16 protein-coding genes and 3 pseudogenes are annotated in these 20293 nt (G+C 41.2%); 13 read left to right on the top strand and 6 right to left on the bottom strand.

The window, feature by feature from the left end:
* Positions 1 to 509: 509 nt before the first annotated feature.
* Positions 510 to 1535 (top strand): annotated as a pseudogene (locus B9T29_RS10960) (ABC transporter permease); the annotation flags it as partial.
* A 249-nt stretch (positions 1536 to 1784) separates the two neighbouring features.
* A complete protein-coding gene (locus tag B9T29_RS10955; protein WP_086175962.1) occupies positions 1785 to 3983 on the top strand; it encodes an OsmC domain/YcaO domain-containing protein in 2199 nt (732 codons plus the stop codon).
* Positions 3984 to 4120: 137 nt separating this feature from the next.
* Here B9T29_RS10955 and B9T29_RS16170 read toward each other — a convergent pair whose 3' ends face one another.
* Positions 4121 to 4273 (bottom strand): efflux RND transporter permease subunit, encoded by a 153-nt coding sequence (locus tag B9T29_RS16170; RefSeq protein ID WP_143223885.1) that lies wholly within the window; start codon positions 4271 to 4273, stop codon positions 4121 to 4123.
* Positions 4260 to 4536, bottom strand: a pseudogene (locus B9T29_RS16385) (biotin/lipoyl-binding protein); the annotation flags it as partial. The gene B9T29_RS16170 and the pseudogene B9T29_RS16385, both read right to left, overlap by 14 nt.
* A gap of 451 nt (positions 4537 to 4987) precedes the next feature.
* On the opposite strand from B9T29_RS16385, the gene B9T29_RS10945 reads away from it, so the two are divergent.
* The 4 genes from B9T29_RS10945 (at position 4988) to B9T29_RS10930 (ending at position 8956) form a co-directional block, all read left to right on the top strand.
* Complete coding sequence (locus B9T29_RS10945) at positions 4988 to 6211, top strand: efflux RND transporter periplasmic adaptor subunit (protein WP_086175961.1); 1224 nt, start codon at positions 4988 to 4990, stop codon at positions 6209 to 6211.
* On the top strand, positions 6208 to 7431 hold the full coding sequence (locus B9T29_RS10940; RefSeq protein WP_086175960.1) for an ABC transporter permease: 1224 nt from the start codon (positions 6208 to 6210) through the stop codon (positions 7429 to 7431). Before B9T29_RS10945 ends, B9T29_RS10940 begins: the two co-directional genes overlap by 4 nt.
* The gene (locus B9T29_RS10935) at positions 7424 to 8155 is read left to right on the top strand and encodes an ABC transporter ATP-binding protein (protein ID WP_086175959.1); all 732 of its coding nucleotides are present in this window, start codon (positions 7424 to 7426) and stop codon (positions 8153 to 8155) included. The genes B9T29_RS10940 and B9T29_RS10935 overlap by 8 nt, the downstream gene beginning before the upstream one ends.
* 123 nt (positions 8156 to 8278) lie before the next feature.
* On the top strand, positions 8279 to 8956 hold the full coding sequence (locus tag B9T29_RS10930; protein ID WP_086175958.1) for a hypothetical protein: 678 nt from the start codon (positions 8279 to 8281) through the stop codon (positions 8954 to 8956).
* A 26-nt stretch (positions 8957 to 8982) separates the two neighbouring features.
* On the opposite strand, the gene B9T29_RS10925 is transcribed toward B9T29_RS10930, so the two are convergent.
* The gene (locus tag B9T29_RS10925; protein WP_086175957.1) at positions 8983 to 9168 is read right to left on the bottom strand and encodes a hypothetical protein; all 186 of its coding nucleotides are present in this window, start codon (positions 9166 to 9168) and stop codon (positions 8983 to 8985) included.
* A 401-nt stretch (positions 9169 to 9569) separates the two neighbouring features.
* On the opposite strand from B9T29_RS10925, the gene B9T29_RS10920 reads away from it, so the two are divergent.
* From B9T29_RS10920 to B9T29_RS10900, 5 genes are all read left to right on the top strand, one after another.
* Positions 9570 to 10964, top strand: coding sequence for a methylenetetrahydrofolate reductase C-terminal domain-containing protein (locus B9T29_RS10920; protein WP_086175956.1), 1395 nt, complete (start codon positions 9570 to 9572; stop codon positions 10962 to 10964).
* Between the two features lie 549 nt (positions 10965 to 11513).
* A complete protein-coding gene (locus B9T29_RS10915) occupies positions 11514 to 12512 on the top strand; it encodes a putative oxygenase MesX (protein ID WP_086175955.1) in 999 nt (332 codons plus the stop codon).
* A 40-nt stretch (positions 12513 to 12552) separates the two neighbouring features.
* A complete protein-coding gene (locus B9T29_RS10910) occupies positions 12553 to 13596 on the top strand; it encodes a methionine synthase (protein WP_086175954.1) in 1044 nt (347 codons plus the stop codon).
* 102 nt (positions 13597 to 13698) lie between these two features.
* The gene (locus B9T29_RS10905) at positions 13699 to 14193 is read left to right on the top strand and encodes a flavin reductase (RefSeq protein ID WP_086175953.1); all 495 of its coding nucleotides are present in this window, start codon (positions 13699 to 13701) and stop codon (positions 14191 to 14193) included.
* A gap of 44 nt (positions 14194 to 14237) precedes the next feature.
* Entirely contained in the window at positions 14238 to 15038 is an 801-nt protein-coding gene (locus B9T29_RS10900; protein ID WP_086175952.1) for a sulfite exporter TauE/SafE family protein, read from the top strand.
* Between the two features lie 313 nt (positions 15039 to 15351).
* Here B9T29_RS10900 and B9T29_RS10895 read toward each other — a convergent pair whose 3' ends face one another.
* Together B9T29_RS10895 and B9T29_RS10890 are read right to left on the bottom strand one after the other, a co-directional pair.
* Entirely contained in the window at positions 15352 to 16047 is a 696-nt protein-coding gene (locus B9T29_RS10895; protein ID WP_086175951.1) for a DUF1826 domain-containing protein, read from the bottom strand.
* 356 nt (positions 16048 to 16403) lie between these two features.
* Positions 16404 to 17264 (bottom strand): IS982 family transposase, encoded by an 861-nt coding sequence (locus B9T29_RS10890; RefSeq protein WP_086175950.1) that lies wholly within the window; start codon positions 17262 to 17264, stop codon positions 16404 to 16406.
* A gap of 936 nt (positions 17265 to 18200) precedes the next feature.
* On the opposite strand from B9T29_RS10890, the pseudogene B9T29_RS16575 reads away from it, so the two are divergent.
* Both B9T29_RS16575 and B9T29_RS10875 read left to right on the top strand, forming a co-directional pair.
* Positions 18201 to 18475: pseudogene (locus tag B9T29_RS16575) on the top strand (hypothetical protein).
* A gap of 96 nt (positions 18476 to 18571) precedes the next feature.
* A complete protein-coding gene (locus B9T29_RS10875) occupies positions 18572 to 18925 on the top strand; it encodes a hypothetical protein (protein ID WP_086175949.1) in 354 nt (117 codons plus the stop codon).
* Between the two features lie 364 nt (positions 18926 to 19289).
* Here the strand turns inward: B9T29_RS10875 and B9T29_RS10870 are convergent, their stop codons facing one another.
* Entirely contained in the window at positions 19290 to 20246 is a 957-nt protein-coding gene (locus B9T29_RS10870; protein ID WP_086175948.1) for a 3-carboxyethylcatechol 2,3-dioxygenase, read from the bottom strand.
* Positions 20247 to 20293: the final 47 nt, after the last annotated feature.

Raw genomic sequence — 20293 nt, 5'->3', positions numbered from 1 at the left:
CGCTTGTTGCTGTGTTTTAAGAATTGCAAATAGGTTGCTTCGAATTTCTGAAAAAAGTCATCGATCATGCAGAAGAAATATGTAAAATCGAACATGGTGGCTGAAGGTGTAGGAGGTGTGGTAACTCCCTAATGGTTTTCAGCCACCTTTTTTTCAAGTTAATTTCTTATCCGCGATTCAGGTTATTTAATTATTCAATTAAAGAAAATTTGACATATTTTGAATCATTGTTATTGAAATAATTATTTCAAAATATGAGTCTGAAACATTAAATAATATTGAATAGGAGTCATTTTACTTAATCATCCTTATTGCTGTATCTGAGATAGAAAAATATATAGAAATATTCTACCTTTATACATTAGATCTCTTTCATAAATCAAAAAACGACCAGCTTTTTGATTTATGAAAGAGATCTATTATTTCAGAAATTATGCTAGTTTAAAGTGAGAACTAAAACGTATCTAGCTTTTAGAAATAAAGGTGCTTTCATAATGAATAAAAAAGTCATTATTCTGTTTGCACCGGCACTGATGCAAGCACTGATTTTTGGTTATGCGGCGAGTTATGATGTCAATCAGGTCAATTATGCGGTACTGGATCAAAGTAAAGGGCAGGCTTCTACAGCATTGCTGTCTAAGCTTGATGGTTCCGGTATTTTTATCCGTACAGCCACCTTGGAAAATAATCAGCAAATTGAGCAGGTGGTGAGTGACCGAACGGCCTTGGCTGTAATTTCCATTCCGCAAGATTTTGAAACTAAACTGAATCAGGGACAAAGCTCTGCCATTCAGCTGATTCTGGATGGGCGTAATTCTTCCACCGCTGCGGCTGCGGGGGCTTATATCAATGCGGTCGTAAATCAATTTAATCAGCAACAATTGGGTTCTATCTCACCGGTTAATATTGAAACCAGAACCTGGTATAACCCGAATCAGCAGTCACGCTGGGGACTGATGCCTTCACTGATTGCCGCTTTAAGCATGATTCAAACCTTGTTGCTTTCGGCTTTATCGGTCGCGCGTGAACGTGAACAGGGCACCTTTGACCAGCTGCTTGTCATGCCTTATACGCCGTTACATATTATGATTGGCAAGGCTTTACCGCCGATTTTTGTCGGCATGATGCAATCCACCATTATTTTGCTGATTATATTGTTCTGGTTCCCGATTCCCATGAATGGTTCATTGGGATTATTGTATTTTGGCTTGGCGGTTTTCAATATTGCCGTGGTCGGAATTGGCTTGTCCATATCGGCGCTTTCAGTGAATATGCAGCAAGCCATGCTGTTTACCTTCTTGCTGATTATGCCGCTGATATTGTTATCGGGTTTGCTTACTCCCGTACAAAACATGCCGCAATTTTTACAGATAGCGACCTATGTAAATCCTTTACGCTTCGGTATTGATCTGGTGCAACGCGTATATTTGGAAGGGGCACAATTTAGTCAGGTGAAAAGGGATTTTGTGCCCATGCTGATGATAGGCGGCGTGAGCTTACCTTTAGCGGCATGGTTGTTTAGAAACCGTCTATAAAAGACAAATAAATTATCCGTGCATCAGCATTTCTCATAAATCGGTGACAAACACAGACAAAAGTTATCAATCAGGCAAAATCACTCTATAATACCGTCCATCTTTCTAGGGTCAGTCGTTTGCTAAGCTTTACGCATGACACTAGTCACACTATTTCTTAAGTCAATTTCTTATCCCTGATTCGGCTTATATTTTATTTTTTTGATTGTTATGTGTTGCACTGACACATAAGAATATTTAGGTGCCAGCATGGAAATTAAGGTCAATTATCTTGACAACCTTCGACAAGAAGCCAAGTTCGATGATTTCACGGTAATCGCCGATCAACCCATTCGCTATAAAGGCGACGGTTCAGCGCCGGGTCCATTCGACTATTTTCTCGCGTCCTCTGCATTATGTGCTGCTTACTTTGTAAAGGTGTACTGTGCGGCACGTGATATCCCGACCGATAATATCCGTTTGTCACAAAACAATATTGTAGACCCAGAAAACCGTTACAAGCAGATTTTTAAAATTCAGGTTGAGCTGCCGGCTGATATTTCCGAAAAAGACCGCCAAGGCATTTTGCGTTCAATTGATCGCTGCACGGTCAAGAAAGTGATCCAGACCGGTCCGGAATTTGTGATCGAAGAAGTGGAAAGCATTGATGCCGATGCACAAGCCTTGCTGATGCCCAGTTTGGCGACAAAAAGCAGTACCTATATTCCGGGTAAAGACCTGCCATTAGAAGAAACCATTGCCAATATGTCCGGCATTATGGCGAACTTGGGCATGAAGATTGAAATCGCTTCATGGCGCAACATCGTACCGAATGTATGGTCTTTGCATATTCGTGATGCGCAATCTCCAATGTGTTTTACCAATGGTAAAGGTGCGACCAAAGAAAGTGCTTTGGCTTCGGCCTTGGGTGAATTCATTGAGCGCTTAAACTGTAACTTCTTTTATAACGACCAGTTCTGGGGTGAAGACATTGCCAATGCAGAATTTGTGCATTTCCCGGATGAAAAATGGTTCAAGCCAGGTCCGAACGGGGAACTGCCAAAAGAAATCCTGGATGAATACACCTTAGATATTTATAACCCTGAAGATGAACTGCTCGGCACACATTTGTATGATACCAACTCAGGCAATACTGAGCGCGGAATCTGTTCACTGCCATTTGTGCGTCAGTCTGATGGTGAAACGGTTTATTTCCCATCCAACCTGATTGAAAACCTGTATCTTTCCAATGGTATGAGTGCAGGTAACACCTTGGCTGAAGCGCAAGTCCAGTGTTTGTCTGAAATTTTTGAACGCGCGGTGAAACGTGAAATTCTGGAAGGTGAAATTGCCCTGCCGGATGTACCTGAACATGTACTGGCAAAATATCCGGGCATTGTGGCAGGCATTCAAGGTCTGGAGGAACAAGGCTTCCCGGTACTGGTTAAAGATGCCTCTTTAGGTGGCAAGTATCCGGTGATGTGTGTGACCTTAATGAACCCGCGTACCGGTGGTGTATTTGCCTCTTTCGGTGCGCATCCTAAACTGGAAGTAGCTTTAGAGCGCAGCCTGACTGAATTGCTGCAAGGCCGCAGTTTTGAAGGCCTGAATGATTTGCCCAAACCAACCTTCAGCAGTAACGCGGTAACCGAGCCGAATAACTTTGTCGAGCACTTTATCGATTCTAGCGGTGTCGTGTCATGGCGTTTCTTTAGTGCCAAGTCTGATTACGAGTTTGTGGAGTGGGACTTCACGAATGAAGGCAAAAACAGTAATGCCGAAGAAGCGGCAATGTTGTTCGGCATTCTCGAAGAGATGGGCAAAGAAGTGTATATGGCGGTGTATGAGCATTTAGGTGCGACAGCCTGCCGTATTTTGGTACCTGATTATTCGGAAATTTATCTGGTTGAAGATTTAATCTGGGATAATACCAACAAAGCCTTATTGTTCCGCGAAGATATTCTGAACTTGCACCGTTTAGATGAAGACCAGCTGGCGGCTTTGGTTGAACGCCTGGAAGAAGTTGAAGTGGATGATTACACCGACATCACCACTTTGATCGGGATCGAGTTTGACGACAACACTGTTTGGGGTCAGCTCACCATACTAGAGTTAAAACTGCTGATTTATATTGCCTTACAAGAGTTTGAAGAAGCCAAAGAGCTGGTGGAAACCTTCCTTCAGTACAACACCAATACCGTTGAGCGTGGCTTGTTCTATCAGTGCATGAATGTGGTTCTAGAAGTAGAACTAGATGATGACATGGACTTGAACGATTATGAAGCCAATTTCCGCCGTATGTTTGGTGATGAACGTATGGATGCGGTGATCGGTTCTCTGGAAGGCAGTATCCGTTTCTATGGTTTAACTGAAACCAGCATGCAACTTGAAGGTTTAGACCGTCATTTACGTCTGATTGACAGCTACAAAAAACTGCATAGCGCACGTGGTAAAACGCTATCGAAGTAAACTTATTAAGGAAGACTCAGGTTTTCCTCTAATGTAGATCCAAGAACGGCTTATTCATGATGATTAAGCCGTTTTTTTTTAAATTCGTGGTTTAAAATGAGAGGATTGAATAACGTTTATTCTTGAATTTTAAAATCTTATAAAGCTCGTAAAGATGTCATTTCATCTTCAATTAAAGCAATCACACTGTCCAGCGTTTGTGGTGTCGCGCCTGGATATATGGCAATGATACTGATCTGAGGCGGTGCGACAGAGGGATAATATGCAATTGGTAATTGAGGAATGTTCATTTGCCTGAAAGGTGGCTGAATTAATTTTAAATAAAGCTTGGCCTGCTTTAACTTCAGAGCTTTGAGTAAATAATACTTTTTTTCAATAATCCCGCCCACTTAAGGACGAATTTCTGCAATTTTATAGGCTTGAACACGCGCCGGCAGGCTTTCACTGAAATTCACGCTTTGCGGCTGTACTTTGAAAATACTCACTTGCGCCGCAGTACTTTCCGCTGTTTGCTGCTGTGTTTTTTAGACTTATGACAAGCCGCTAAACCCATACAGATATACAGTAACAAGAGCAAAGGGGAAAACACTCGTTTATCCATGGGAAAAGCACCTACAATTATTATTCTGTTTGTTTAAATGTGGCTTTTAAATTATGCAGATTGTCTGGAGACAGCAAGAAGCATAGTAATTTTAATAGTATGCTTTGGTTTGGGAGGGAAAAATATTATGTATCCGTTTTTTCTCTCAACTAAAATAAAACCATCCTTGTGACTGAAGATGACTATGAGAATATTGGTGACATCTTTGAACAATCATTAAAACGAGACTTTAATAATATAAAAACCTACTATTGGTTAAATTCTAATAATCATAAATTTATGATAAAAAAGAATATTTCAAAATTGCTATTTTTTTAATAAAATTACATATTACTAAAACACTAAATACTTCTACATCTTTTTAATTGAATATGCAGTTAAAAATCCTATTGGAGATGTCCATTTGCGTGCTGCCCGCTATAAAATTTTGATTGTTTTTCTGCTGATACTGGCAGCGGGTTTTGCACTTTTCCGCTGGTGGAGAGGTCCAGAACTACCGAGCTATACCTTAAACGCTATGCCGTTGGTACAAAATGTGGTGGCGACAGGACGTGTTGCTACCGTTTCGCGTGCCGATGTCGGCAGTGAAATTACTGGTGTGGTGTTAGAGCGACGCGTTCAGGAAGGGGATCAAGTTAAGCCGGGTGACCTGTTGTTAGTACTGAAATCAGATGAATTGGCTGCCCAGGTCCGTCAGGCAGAAGTTGCGTTGACCGAATTAGCCACAAGCCGACGTCCGCAGGCAGCAGCAGAATTAGCCTCCGCCAAAGCCCAGCTTGAACAGGCCAGCCGTGAAGCCAGCCGTAGACGTAATGCCGAGGCAGGCATCCTTTCGGCTGAAGAAATTGAAAAGGCGGTAGAAGCTGAAAGGGTTGCACGTAATAACTTTGAAACAGCACGTTTAAAAGCAGCCGCACTGGCATCGGGTCAGGTTGAAGAGGCTTCATTACGCGAGAAGCTCGCCGTGGCACGTGCCCAACTGGACAAGACAAAAATCCGTGCAACGGCGGCAGGCACTGTGCTGACCCGGAATGTTGAACCGGGCGATCTGGTGCAGCCCGGCCAAGGCTTATTTACCATTGCACTCGATGGTAATACCGAAATTCGTGTCCCCCTGGATGAACGCAATTTATCACGGCTGGCTTTACAGCAAAAAGCCACGGTGATTGCCGATGCCTATCCTGACCAAACTTTCCCAGCATGGATTAATTTTATTGCTCCAAGTGTCGATCCTCAACGCGGTACAGTAGAACTTAAGCTCACAGTAAATCCAGTACCTGATTTTCTACGTCAGGATATGACCGTATCGGTGAATATAGAAACGGGTAGACGCGATCAGGCTTTAGTCATTCCAAATGATGCCTTAACTGGACTAAAAGGAGATAAAGCCACGGTACTACTGGTACGCAATGGCAAAGTCCAACGCCAGCAGGTGACTTTGGGGATGCGCGGACTGGATCGCACAGAAGTCACTTCTGGCTTAAAGGAAGGGGATCAGGTGCTGGCTAATCCAGACGCTTCTTTGGAAGATGGCACGCGGGTGCGTTTAAAGCCACAAAATAGCTTAACTAAAAATCCTGCGAACCAAAGCAGTACCAAAAACGAAATACCGGTGAAATTCGATTGAAAAACTTTTTCGGACGGCTATGGACCGAATGGACAATTGCGGTCAGCTTCTTACGTGAAGGCTGGGCACAATCCATCATGATTACTGTTGGTGTTGCAGTAGGCGTGGCTGTAATTGTGTTTGTTACTGCCTTGATTCAAGGCCTGCAATCCAATCTGGTCGACCGGACTTTAGGTACGCAGGCGCATATTCGCTTATTGTCCCCGGATGAAGTCAATCAGGTGGCACCGACGAAAGAAGGGGTGACCCAGCTTCTATTGGAAGATAAACGTGCCCAGCGACTCCGTTCGATTAATAACTGGCAGCAAATCATGACCACACTGGATCAGTTGCCCATATTGACAGCAGTTTCTCCGACGGTTTCCGGACCGGCATTGGTACAGCGTGGTGAAGCCATAGAATCTGTCGCGCTGGTCGGTATTGATCTAGAACGTTATCAGCAGATTATTCCTTTAAAGGAATACTTGCAAAGTGGTCAGCTGCGAGTAGGTGCGGATGATGTGATGATTGGCAGTGAACTGGCCAAGGACCTCGGTGTTCAGGTCGGTAGCAAGTTGCGGCTGGATACCGGACAGGAAAAGAGTAGCTTGGTGAATATTGCCGGGATATTTGAACTTGGGGTGCGTGAGCTGGATGCACGCTACGTGTATCTGGATCTAAAACAGGCACAATCCTTGCTGAATTTGCCGGGTGGGGTGACCGTGATTGATCTGAGAGTGAATGACCTTTTTCAGGCCGATCAGATTGCGGATCAGGTAGGACGTTTAACCTCCTTACAGGCTGAAAGCTGGATTAAAAGCAATGCCCAGTTAATGAATGCGATTTCTTCCCAAAGTCTTTCCACCAATATGATTATTATCTTCGTCGCCGTTTCCGTGGCTTTTGGTATTGCCAGCGTCATGTCGGTGAGCGTGGTGCAGCGAACCCGGGAAATTGGGATTTTGCGTGCCACTGGTGCGACTCAATCGCAAATTTTAAGAGTGTTTCTATTTCAGGGCGCGATTTTTGGCCTTATTGGCTCCGCAATTGGTAGTTCTGCCAGCTATGGACTAGTGTGGATATTTAATAATTTTGGTCCCGGCCTGTTTTATATTCCTGTCCCGATTGAGCTGGTGTTTTGGGCGCTATTATTGGCAACATTGACGGGCGTATTAGCAGCAGCAGTTCCTGCACGTCGGGCGGCAGCGCTGGATCCAGTGGAGGCAATTCGTCATGTCTGAGAAGTTTTACGAGGTCTTGCGTTTAGAGGCGCTGCGAAAATCCTATAACATCGGTCAGCCCAATGAGGTGGAAGTCTTGCACGGCATTGATCTATGTATAGAACGGCAAGATTTTGCTGCGCTGATTGGTCCTTCAGGTTCGGGAAAAAGTACCTTATTAAATATTTTGGGGCTGCTGGATCAGCCAAGTAGTGGGGAATTGTATCTACTGGGGCAACCGACCAGTAAAATGGATGATACTGAACGGACTGCACTACGAGGCAACAGTATTGGTTTTGTCTTCCAATTCCATCACCTGATTCAGGCTTTTACAGCACTGCAAAATATCTTGATGCCGCTGATGCTGGCACATGGTAAACCCGATAAACAGGCAACTGAAAGTGCATGTGAATTACTGGCTGCAGTGGGACTGGAAAAGTTTGCTGACCATAAACCCAATGAACTGTCTGGTGGGCAGCAACAGCGTGTGGCCATTGCCCGGGCCTTAATTACTAATCCGGCTTTATTGCTGGCTGATGAACCGACAGGGAATCTGGATACGCAAACGGCAGAAAGTATGTTTGCCCTGTTTAGAAAAGTGCATGAGGAACGTGATTGTGCCGTGCTTTTGGTCACCCATGATCCACGACTATCAGCCACCTGCGATCGAACCATTAATCTGGTTGATGGTCTGATACAGAGTGATACCAGAGCGCAGGTGATAGGGGAAGTATCAAAGGAATAAAGCGCTCACCCATTTTAAAAAATGTATGATGCTTCTGGCTTGATGATGTAAATTTTTATGTGACATCATGATGAAATAGAAAAATTTAAAAGCATAAAAGTTTAAAAAATATAAGGAAAGAGCATGTATTTTGGTCACTTTGCGGTGGGGATGGCAATTAAAGCCAAATATCAGGATGTCCCTTTGCTCCCGATTATTTTGGGTGCAGGTTTCCTTGATGTCATTAATGGAATCTTGGTGGCGATTGGCATTGAGAAAGTAACACCCAATTTACTCGCGTTACCTTATTTATATTTTGATTTGACCTTTATTGATTGGGATCATTCCTTGTTGATGGCAATCGTTTGGTCATTCGTTTGGGGTGCATTTTTTCTAAAAGATAAGCGGATTGCAGCAGTAGCGGCATTGTCCTGTTTCTTGCATTTTGTCGCGGATATTCCAATGCATAATGCCGATCTGGCCTTATATCCCTATGCCGAGCAATATTTAGGATTTGGCTTATGGGGAAAATGGGGCATCTGGTCCTGGATTTTTGAAATTATTTTTTCGGCGATATTACTGGCCTATGCCTATAGACAGCATCTACAAGCCCATGAAAATATTAAATGGCAGCTAGGCTTTATCGGCTTGCTTGCTTTGCAGATGTCACCGTGGACCTCGCCAATGAAACAGGTAGCGATGTTGTCTGAACCCTATGCTTCAATTTTTCATGGCATATTAGTGACAGTCGGTTTTATTGTTCCGACGATCATTTTGGCGTGGCTATATAAAAGAAGTGCTCGGTTGAGAAAATGCAATTAAGTCTTTATTGGATTAAAGGACATCATCTATAGATTCTGATCCTCTTCATCCTCATGTCTCTGACGGATCTGGTCTCGTTTTATCTGTGGGTCTTTGTCTACGCCTAACTGACCACGCTGAAGCTCCCGATCCTGCTTTTCTTGCGGGTCTAATTCCTCTTCTGGAAATTCTTCATTCACTTCTTCATCGATTTCTTTATCTGGATTAATCATAATAATTTACCTTCTAAAATATGGATACCGGGTACGCTTAGCTGCATCTCTATCTGAATATTCTTGTTATTGTATTGGAGAGCTGTGATTACACTGTTGTGTTTATAAGCTGCTTGATTTTATAAATTGTGGCTTGTGTTAATGTTGGTGTTCGTGGATGACTGGTCTACGCAGCTCAGCATAATTTAATTTTCATTTGATAGTTTTTTAGATGAATGTTTTACCCAATGCAAGAAAATCAAGCTGATGAATGAGGTAGCAAAAGAGATTTGGGAATAACTACCATTTAATAGGTATAACTTCTGCCACCGCTATTTATTGGTAGTGGCAAGTGGTATTTCAATCTTTCTGGCCTATAATTCAGCTCAATCTTTTTCTGATCCTTTAGATCTACTTTGTATATGCCCCAATTATCCTCCTTTTTTCAAAAAAACCAGTTTTGTATTCTGGTGGAATATCTCACTTCATTAAATGAGATTTTTCCCGTGAAAACGGCATTTGCTGGCTATCCTGCTGTAATGACTTTGGCAGACCGTGTTCATTCAGATCATGATATGGCGCCGCTTGAAGCGAGTAAGCGATATCCAGACTCAGTGGAAAAGGTTCTGCATTTTGCTGGCAAAGGACGGGATATTCAGGATTTTGAGTTATTCCTACAGCAAGCTAAGGCGGCTAATATCAACAATCTTTTATTGCTGACAGGCGACAAGCTAAAAGAACATCATGATGGAAAAGACGGAGCAGAGCGTAGCCGATACCTGGAGTCGGTGAATGCCGTGATGGCAGCGAAGCAACATGGCGGTTTTCTGGTTGGTGTGGCCTTTAACCCGTTTAAATATGTTGAAGCAGAACGCGATGCCCTGTACTTAAAACTGCATAAGAAGATTAAAGCGGGTGCTGATTTTATTATCACGCAATTGGGTTATGACATTGATGCGCTCAAGCAGGTTAAGGCATTTTTAAAACGCCACCATTACGCACAGAAAATCCTCGCATGTGTGATGCCGCTCAGTTTGGCTCGTGCCAACTTTATGGTAAAAAATAAAGTTGCAGGGATTGTCATTACGCCGCATATGCTCAAAGTATTGGCAGATGAGAAACAGGCCGGACTGAGCGAGCGGGTTTATTTGCGCTGTGCTTTACAAATTTTGATGTGTAAACAGTTTGGATTTGCCGGTGTTGATTTATCTGCGTGTCATAAACCTGAAGAACAGATGTTGCTGGAAAGTTATATTGAGCAATATCGGCATCTGGGTTTAGATGCGCTTGAATCGCTGTGGATGTCCTTATGGCAAATTAAAACGGGGAAGGAGTTCATACCAGAACTATCTTCTTTTTCCCGCCAACCATCATCTAGTCAGATAATTAAATATTATCAATTACATTTAATGCATGATGCTTTATTTGATTCAAAAATTGCTAAGGGTGTCGGCCGCTTTATTTTTAAAGCGCCATTTTGGGAACGCAAGGCTGCTGCAAAAACCTTGCTGAAAACTGAATTCATCAGCAAGCATAGTATTGTCGGCTGTGAAAGCTGCGGGCAGTGTCGTTTGGGCGATACCTTATATATCTGCCCGGAAACCTGTCCGAAGGGTTTAGCCAATGGACCGTGTGGCGGGACAAGCTTAGACCGCTGTGAATTTGGTGATCGAGAATGTATTCATTCAGTTAAAGCAAGACTCGCCAAGGCGGTAGAACAAACCCAAGTGTTAAAAGAAAAACTGATTCTAACTGTACCGATTGAAGTGCGCGGAACCAGTTCTTGGAAGAATTGGTATTTAGCGACAGAGGTTTAAAGGACTATGACTTAAGGGATCATTGTTAATCTTCATCATCCATGGCATTAGAATAGAATTTCACCCCAAGTTTGATTCGATCTCGGCCTTTGGTACAGCGGATGCCTTTTTCAGGTTCATTCTCCATACCTTTCTAGTGATTTTCTTGGTCTAAAAAGAATGAATAGGTTGATCTTTTCTCATCTTAAAATGAGCTGGATTCACTTTGAGTGAAATTCAAACTTTCCTTATTAGCGCTTAAATCTGAATAAACATGTATTGAATTCAGTTTGTAGGCTTTAGATGCTGCTATTAAGTTTTATTGATAAAAGCATAGTAAGCCATTGTTATTTAATTAATTATATTTTGTTTTAGTAGTGATTATTACTCGGACAAGCCTCCCTTAATTTCAGCTGTTTGAATGAGTTTCATTGAATTATACTGCTAAACATGAATTTTTCTCACTTTGTGTTGAGGTTAAATCATTTTTATTCATCTTTGAATTCACGTATAAATTGCTCCATACAGAAATTTTGATTTTGTTTTTTAGAAATTAGGGCAGTGAATACCATGAGCAATAAATTTGCATGTTCAATTAAAAAAATCCGTTTTGATGAGAACTACGAGCCAGCAAACAATACACGTTTGACGACTAACTTTGCCAATTTGGCACGTGGTGAAAGCCGCCAAGAAAACCTGCATCGTACACTTGCAATGATCAACAACCGTTTCAATAGCTTGGCAACGGTCGATAATCCAAAGGGTGATCGTTATTCACTTGAAATCGATATCATCTCTGCTGAAATTGATATCGAAGGCAATGGTCAAACTTTCCCGTTTATTGAAACCTTAAAAAGTACCATTATCGATCATCATACTAATGAACGTATTGAAGGCATGATTGGCAACAGCTTTTCATCTTATGTGCGTGATTATGACTTTAGTGTGGTATTGCCATCACTTGGTTGCAAGTTCAATGAAAAGCCTGAAGATTTTGGTGACCTACACGGCAAGCTGTATCAACATCTCGTGAATTCAGAGGTCTTTAAAGCTGAGTTCAAGAAACAGCCTGTGATTTGTCTCAGTGTTTCAACGACTAAAACCTATTACCGCACTGCCAATGTTCACCCAATTTTAGGTGTGGAATATACCAACGATGATTACTCACGTACCGATGAATACTTCGCAAAAATGGGCTTAAGCGTGCGTTATTTCAAACCTGAAAATGGTAATGCGCCGTTGGCATTCTATTTTGCAGGCGACTTGTTGCGTGATTACACTGATTTCGAATTGATCAGCGCGATCAGCACCATGGAAAGCTTCCAAAAAATCTATCGTCCTGAAATTTATAATACCAATTCACCTGCAGGTGTGGTGTATCAGCCAAGCTTGAGCTATGGGGATTATTCATTGACCCGTATTGTCTATGACCGTGTTGAACGTGGTCAATTGGCGGTAAAACAAGGCAAATGGACGGAAGAAAACTTCATCAAGCCTTATAAAGATATCCTGGATGAATGGGCTGCCAATTTCAAAGTGGAAACTGCTCAGCAAGACACCGCAGCCTAATACATCACATATAAATAAATTTCGAGAAAGCAGATTAAACATGGCACTTGTACAACCAAAAATGTTACTCCCAACCTCAACTGCTGGCAGCTTACCAAAACCATCTTGGCTTGCAGAACCTGAAAAGCTTTGGTCAGTTTGGAAACTTGAAGGTGAAGAGTTATTAGAAGCAAAACGTGATGCCTTAAAACTGTCTTTGCATGAACAAGTCCATGCTGGCATTGATATTGTCAGCGACGGTGAGCAGACCCGTCAGCACTTTGTGACCACGTTCATCGAGCATCTGGAAGGTGTGGATTTTGAAAAGCGTGAAACCATGCGTATCCGAAACCGTTATGATGCCAGCGTGCCATCAGTGGTGGGTGAAGTTTCTCGTAAACAATCTGTATTCGTTGAGGATGCGAAATTCTTGCGTAGCCAAACCAATCAACCGATCAAATGGGCGTTACCTGGTCCGATGACTATGATTGACACGCTTTATGATGGTCATTATAAGAGCCGTGAAAAATTGGCGTGGGAATTTGCCAAAATTCTGAACCAAGAAGCGCTTGAGTTAGAGGCAGCAGGAGTGGATATCATTCAGTTTGATGAACCTGCCTTTAACGTGTTCTTTGATGAAGTGAATGATTGGGGCGTGGCAACTTTAGAACGTGCGCTTGAAGGTTTGAAATGCGAAACTGCGGTACACATTTGCTACGGTTATGGCATTAAAGCCAATACCGATTGGAAAAAGACTTTAGGTAATGAATGGCGTCAATATGAGCAAGCATTCCCTAAGCTGCAACAATCTAAGTTAGATATCATCTCTCTTGAATGCCAAAATTCACGTGTACCGATGGATTTGATTGAACTGATTCGTGGCAAAAAAGTCATGGTTGGGGCGATTGATGTGGCGACCAACCAAATCGAAACCCCTGAAGAAGTAGCAAATACTTTACGTAAGGCGCTTCAGTTCGTCGATGCAGACAAACTTTATCCTTCAACCAACTGTGGTATGACACCTTTATCTCGTCAAGTCGCTCGCGGCAAACTCGAAGCATTAAGCGCAGGTGCTGCCATTGTTCGTCAAGAACTGACTGCTTAATTCTAAGCTGTCTCAATAAGTGCAGGGTGGATGATATATCAAATCATCCATTTCCCTGACTTGAGTAAGAGACAAGCCATATATACATTTGAGATAGAAGAGATGATTGAAGCAACCGACTTTAGAAATGCAATGTCCTTGTTAACGACTGCTGTGAATGTAATCACAACCCAAGGTACAGCAGGAATGCATGGTTTCACCGCATCCGCCGTATGTAGTGTGACCGATACACCGCCGACATTACTGGTTTGTATGAATCAATCATCTCGTTCACATGCACATTTTATTGAAAATAAAGTGCTTTCAGTAAATGTACTCAGCACACAGCATGAACAGATCTCAAATGCATTTGCATCAAGCAAATTCAGTTCTGAACAGCGATTTCAATTGGGTGCTTGGACAACACTAAAAACAGGTGCTCCGATTCTCGAAGATGCTCTGGTGAGTTTTGATTGCCAAATTGAAGAGATTCAAAACGTCGGCACACACAGCATTTTCTTATGTCGTGTCGTAGCGATTAAACAAAGTCAGCAAGAAGAAAGCCTAGTCTATTTTAACCGTGCTTATCATCAAGTCGGTCAACTCGAACTCGCTTAATTACTCATTGCTTCAATACTCCATTCTTTAAAAGTCAGTATATCGTGGAACTTATTATTTTTTTAGCCATCGGGGCACTTGCTGGATTTGCAGCAGGTCTCTTCGGTGTCGGTGGTGGAACCATTATCGTCCCACTCTTGTTTATCGTCTTTACCCAAATGGATTACAGTCCTGATGTCATTATGCATCTGGCGTTAGGGACTTCACTCGCGACGATTGTGGTGACATCGATTAGCTCATTAATGGCACACCATAAAAATGGTGCGGTGATGTGGCCGGTATTTAAAAACCTGGCGCCACCGATGGCGATCGGCTGTTTTGCCGGAGCAGCCATTGCAGGATGGCTTTCAGGAATACATCTTCAACTCATTGTTGGTTTATTCTTGATTTGGGTGGCATATACCATGTTTACTGGTGCTAAAAAGGCAGTTGATCCAATAAAGTCTTTGCCTTCAACAGGTAAACAAATTGCTGCAGGTTCTGTGATTGGTGTGGCTTCAGCCATTTTTGGGATTGGCGGTGGTAGTGTCACTGTGCCATATCTCACCCGTTATGGTGTGGTGATGCAAAAGGCGGTCGGAACATCTGCTGCTTGTGGTTTACCAATTGCGATTGCTGGTGCTTTGGGCTTTATGATTTTTGGTATGAAAGCGCATGCAGCTGTTCCCAATAGTATAGGCTATGTACATACTTATGCATTCTTAGGCATAAGCCTTATGAGCTTCTTTACCGCAAAGTTGGGTGCAAAAGCAGCGCATGCATTATCACCACAAGTGCTTAAAAAATGTTTTGCCGTATTGTTGGTGATTGTAGGATGTTTTTTCCTGTTTAAGGGCTTCAATTGAATCATTAATTAAATCATTATCAGCAAATAAAGCTCACTATATGTGGGCTTTATTATTTTATAGGAATTAAATTTATATTCGGCTTTTTACATAAGTCGAGTTTTGAAAAATATTTGATTCACAAAGAGAATACCTTCTCCTTTGAAAAGGATGAGCGTTAATACGCGCAAGAAGGAAAGGATTTATATGAGAAATTCCCCTCATCCTATTGCACAGCGTTGCTGCTCATCCCAGTGGGAGATGGGACTTTTCAATATTAATTTAAAGTCAGTTGATGAGCATTTTTGACTTTAGAAAAAATTCTAATAAATCATTAACAAATCAACAGCAGCCGATATTCATTATTTTCCACAGGCGCTCTATGTACGCAAGGCAAAACTTGCTGGGTTGGATGATCAACAGCCAAGCGCCAAAGATGACCTAGGCCTAAATTCACAGGTTTTGCATCAGCTTTAGGTTGGTAATGCAGATCAAAATAATATTCTTCAAGGAAGCGTTCAAACTCAGCTTCCGTACCATCATGTAATTCTTGAAGTTTTTCTCTAATTTCAGGAATCAAAATCTTTTGCTCAACTTGATCATTCGGCAAGATATCGCTTGCAGCGCCGTAATAGGTACATAAAAAAGTATCTGTACCAATCGGTGAGCGATCGACATGAAAGGAATAGACATCTGTCGAAATAAAATCCAGTTCATCATCCCGTTCATAACTTTTAAGCAAGTTCAGAGAAGGGGATGCTCCAAAATCGGTTAAAAGCTGCATATCCTTTAAAATAATTTCTCTAGCCAGATGACCATTTTCTGAAAGCTGAAGCGCCAAAAGATCTTCAATAGAAATTTCCGTAATGTTTTCTTTTAAATGAAGTTTAGTGACAATTTCTTTAAAATCACCCACCACATTTCTAGACCAGCAAATAGCATTCATATCGTCTTGAAAATTTGAATGAACAAGTTCAGAAAAAGTTGAAACCACACTAATTTGATTGTTGCCAGAAAATGTATTCGTCATACCCGAATGAAATTACTCATTAATCATGTCTAATTATATACTCTCAGCGCTATAGAGATGGAGAATGATTAAGGATATAAGACAATTTTATAGACGACAGCTTCAAGATCATGAGTGAAATCTTTTAGTATGACTCTTTTGAGTTTTAATGACAGAAAGTGCAATAATAACTCCTTAAATATGAGAATGAAAAATTTCATAAATAAAATCATAATTAACTTTATTGCACATGAGTCAGGCAGGACATTATAAGAGCTAAGCGTTTTACATATATCTTAATTAACTTATGCTCGCCTAGAATCTAGTTTACAATTAAATTTATGTTTAATAAATAACCCAAATCCTGTTTAAGCCAATCATTCCATTACTCGAATAGCTGGCTTGTTTTGATGGCATAACTGGTAAGCACATAAAGATGCATAAATTCCAGCTAAGTACCCTTCAATGCTTCTCGCTTTACTCGTCACCAAATGATATTTCCCTTTTAACAGGCTGAATAAAGTCTCTATTTTATTACGCTGCTTTAAGTGATATTCATCTGATATTGAGAGTTGCACAGATTTCATATTCTTTCGGTGATAGGTAATTAAATCAGTACCTTGTGCTTTTAATCTGCTCTTTAATTCTTGACTGATGTAGCCACGATCAGCATAGAGCTTTGCTTTTAATCCTTCTACCAACTGTTCAACCATTTTAATATCTGCTGTATGCCCATTCGATAAAGCTGTACTGACCATGTCTCCTGACTGATTCATGATTAAATGCAGCTTACAGCCAAAGAACCATCCCATTGAGCTTTTACCACGTGTTGCAATCGCTGCTAGAGATTTATGCCGTTGAATCCGCTGATTTTTACATACAGGTAGTGTCGTCGAATCGATCCATAAATAATGACTCTGACCATCTTTCATCAAGGCAAAATGTAAAGCATGGAGTGCCAATTGATGTGCTCTGATGAGATGAACCATTCGTTGGTAACACGGTAAATATCGAAAGAGTTGACTGTGATTGTGCTTTAATGAAAAGAAGAATGCTTTGAAGTTATTGAAATGAGAACATTTATACCAAATGGCGATGAATACAATTTCCGAAATTTTCAATTGAGAAGGTCGTATTCTCAAACGCTTGTTGCTGTGTTTTAAGAATTGCAAATAGGTTGCTTCGAATTTTTGAAAAAAGTCATCGATCATGCAGAAGAAATATGTAAAATCGAACATGGTGGCTGAAGGTGTAGGAGGTGTGGTAACTCCCTAATGGTTTTCAGCCACCTTTTTTTCAAGTTAATTTCTTATCCGCGATTCAGGTTAATAATCATGTTTTTTATTATTTTAATAATGTTGAAATAATTTAATCTTATATTCAGTGAAAACAAAAAATAACTCCAAAAATTCTAAGGTATTAGCGCAATTAGGCCTGTTTAATTTGGGAGAGTTAAACAGGTTTTTTATTGAAAGATTTTTATATTTTGTCGAAAGTATTACGACATAAACTCCGTCATTAATTTGTCGGGGTTTTCTTTTTTAAATTGATCATATTTTGTTACGGTTTAAATAATGTATGTAATTCACTAGTTTAGTGTTTTTGATTAATAAAATTATATTAAACTATTGTTTTAATAGAATAATTATATTTGTCTTTGGGTTTTTTGTAGGTGGCGTTGCTTCATCACCTTATGAAAATAATGGAGCTTTAAGATGAAAATAGCAAAATTTACAACCACATTCGATGATCTATTTGGCTGCTATTTCCATCGATGGAATCCTCCTGAAGATGGAATTATTGAAACAGAAGTATTGTGTATCTTGATTGGTTGGAGATGCTTTAAATAGATTTCTAAATTATTGTAACGAGCATGGATATGTACACAGTGTTGAGGAGGTCAAAGATAATTTGATTTTACTTACTGTTCACTTGAAATGATGGGATTGAAGCAGAAACCCCTCTTACTTTGCTGATGAGGGGTTTTTCTTTTCTTATTGGGGATTCCATGACAGACAAAGTGCAAGCGAAACAAGACTTGGAATTTTGCAGTGCTGAGCTGTCTAAGTATTAGGGTTTAAGCCGGGCCGGGTTGACTCGAAATGAGTTGCTGGCGATTGATGGCATCATGATTAAGCTGAAAGAGCGTATTAAGAATTTAAGATAGGCTTTGTATGCGTGACCATAAAAGACTGGTTGCGGTTCGGTTATTGCCTTGCATACGGTGTGGGAATCCAAATAGCCAAGCGGCTCATTCGAATAGTGCTAAGCATGGTAAAGGGCGCGGAATTAAAAGTTGAGATTTATTCACGGTACCGATTTGTGTAGTTTACCATCAAAAATTTACCGTTTTGAATTGGGCACCCAGGCCAAAATTGAAGCTATGTTTGATCGGTGGTTGGTGAAAACCAATCGGATATTGCAGATGGAAGATAGGGAAGTTTTTTAGTGTATGATTATTGTGCGACTAGGGTAGCTCCCGAAAAGCATTTAACCTGAATGCCTGTCGCACCAATCAATTAGGTTTTTTGATAGAGGTATCAAAATGAATTTACGTATCGAATTTGAAAATGATATGCAGGATTGGGTTAACGCTTTAGGTCATCCGAAATGGAATGATGAAGCTGGACTTTATGAAGAACAAGAATGGCAACTTGCATGGGTAGCTTACAAAAGATCAAAAAAATCAAACTCTAGTATTTTAAAAATAGTTAGGGCTAACGCACCAGAGGAAGCAACGCATTTTACATATGAACCAGACCTTAGTGGTGTTAGCTACTGGCGCATAGTAGATGGTTGTGTTGAGTCATGGTCAGATGATGATCATTGCTGGATAACCTACCAAAATTCCGTCAAAAGCTATAATGATTTTATATTATCTGAACTAAAGCCATTATGAATTTTAAGTGGATGAACCAAGCTACCATTATGGTGGTTTTTTTATGGGTTAAATTTATGACCTGTCCAGCCTGTGAACAAAGCCGTGAATAGCCACGGTCTTTTTTATTTAGATGGGGTAAATTGGGGTAACTCAATTTTTAAAAATAACTATAGTTTAGATATTTAAATGCCTAGTTAAACTACCGCCATCATTCAAAAAAGCCCTAAATCTTTAGATTTAAGGCTTTTTTATTGGCTGATTCTGTCAGTTACAAGCAACAGTTTGTTATAAGCAACAAGGTCACCATTTTGAAGTTTAACCGTACTTGCTTCAGTGTTGATTTTTTATGAAGGCATGGATGGTTTCGATGTTGCTTATGTCATTAGGCTGTTAACTCTGCAGACACGATGCCGAAGCCTGCAATCCACTCACTGATATCTTCATAGCAGTGCGTTGTCATTTCGTATTCGCCAAGTTCACTAAATGCCGCAAATGCCGCCATCCATGCACGAACTTCCTGACCACCACGACCACCATCACGACGGATTTCAGCTTCAGTCATTGCCTCTAATGCAGCGAATTCAGCATTCTTGAATTTTTCAAGCAATGCCAGATCCCACTCAGGGCTTAGAGGCACAGAAACACTCTTATCACCGGCCTGACCAACAGAAATCACATTTGCCTGACGTGCGTTACGTGCTTCCGCTGTCGGGTTACGACCCGCAATCAGGAATTCTTCAACTTCTGGTGGTACAGAACCCATTTGTGGAGTTGGAGGATCATGTGAAAGACCGCCTGTACCGAGGATAAGAACACGCTCATTTTCAAGGTTTAAAGATTTGATAAACTGACCTACAGCACGACCTAGAGCAATAGTACGCTTGGTGGTGGGCATGGGTGCTGCAGCGCCATTAATAAAAACAGGAATCGTTGGATAACGATCAATTTGGCCTTCGCACAGAAAATGCAATGGCTGGGTCACGCCATGGTCGGCTTGCATGCGATAAGAATATGCAACATCCACACCTTCATCCAGTACACGGTGAACCAAAGCCAGTGCCTTGTCTTCAGGTACATCAATACGATCATTGTCCTTACCATAGTCCCAGTCACCTGCAGCCTTGGCACGAACACCGACACAGAAGCTTGGCATCAGGTCATAGAAGAAACCATTAAAATGGTCTGGACCGAAAGTAATGATGAGGGTAGGGTCATAAGCTTTGACTTCAGCTGCCAGTTTGGCAAAGGCATCACGAACCACCTGTTCTTTGCGTTTTTCCTGAGGTGAAGCAAATTCCATTAACGGGCTATGAGATGCACAAATAAGTTTAATAGCCATAAGAGACTCCTTAAAAGGAAGGCAGCCTAAGAACAGGCTGCCGATAA

This window comes from Acinetobacter sp. ANC 3903, assembly GCF_002135315.1.
Classification (GTDB): Bacteria; Pseudomonadota; Gammaproteobacteria; order Pseudomonadales; family Moraxellaceae; genus Acinetobacter.
Note: the sequence above shows the minus strand (reverse complement) of the source record. Positions and strands in the feature narration are given on the sequence as shown.

Bases quoted from the DNA above. Each gene is read 5' to 3' on its own strand.
- B9T29_RS10955 (WP_086175962.1), top strand. From the start codon at position 1,785: ATGGAAATTAAGGTCAATTATCTTGACAACCTTCGACAAGAAGCCAAG.
- B9T29_RS16170 (WP_143223885.1), bottom strand. From the start codon at position 4,273: ATGAACATTCCTCAATTACCAATTGCATATTATCCCTCTGTCGCACCG.
- B9T29_RS10935 (WP_086175959.1), top strand. From the start codon at position 7,424: ATGTCTGAGAAGTTTTACGAGGTCTTGCGTTTAGAGGCGCTGCGAAAA.
- B9T29_RS10930 (WP_086175958.1), top strand. From the start codon at position 8,279: ATGTATTTTGGTCACTTTGCGGTGGGGATGGCAATTAAAGCCAAATAT.
- B9T29_RS10925 (WP_086175957.1), bottom strand. From the start codon at position 9,168: ATGATTAATCCAGATAAAGAAATCGATGAAGAAGTGAATGAAGAATTT.
- B9T29_RS10920 (WP_086175956.1), top strand. From the start codon at position 9,570: ATGCCCCAATTATCCTCCTTTTTTCAAAAAAACCAGTTTTGTATTCTG.
- B9T29_RS10915 (WP_086175955.1), top strand. From the start codon at position 11,514: ATGAGCAATAAATTTGCATGTTCAATTAAAAAAATCCGTTTTGATGAG.
- B9T29_RS10910 (WP_086175954.1), top strand. From the start codon at position 12,553: ATGGCACTTGTACAACCAAAAATGTTACTCCCAACCTCAACTGCTGGC.
- B9T29_RS10905 (WP_086175953.1), top strand. From the start codon at position 13,699: ATGATTGAAGCAACCGACTTTAGAAATGCAATGTCCTTGTTAACGACT.
- B9T29_RS10895 (WP_086175951.1), bottom strand. From the start codon at position 16,047: ATGACGAATACATTTTCTGGCAACAATCAAATTAGTGTGGTTTCAACT.
- B9T29_RS10890 (WP_086175950.1), bottom strand. From the start codon at position 17,264: ATGTTCGATTTTACATATTTCTTCTGCATGATCGATGACTTTTTTCAA.
- B9T29_RS10875 (WP_086175949.1), top strand. From the start codon at position 18,572: ATGAATTTACGTATCGAATTTGAAAATGATATGCAGGATTGGGTTAAC.
- B9T29_RS10870 (WP_086175948.1), bottom strand. From the start codon at position 20,246: ATGGCTATTAAACTTATTTGTGCATCTCATAGCCCGTTAATGGAATTT.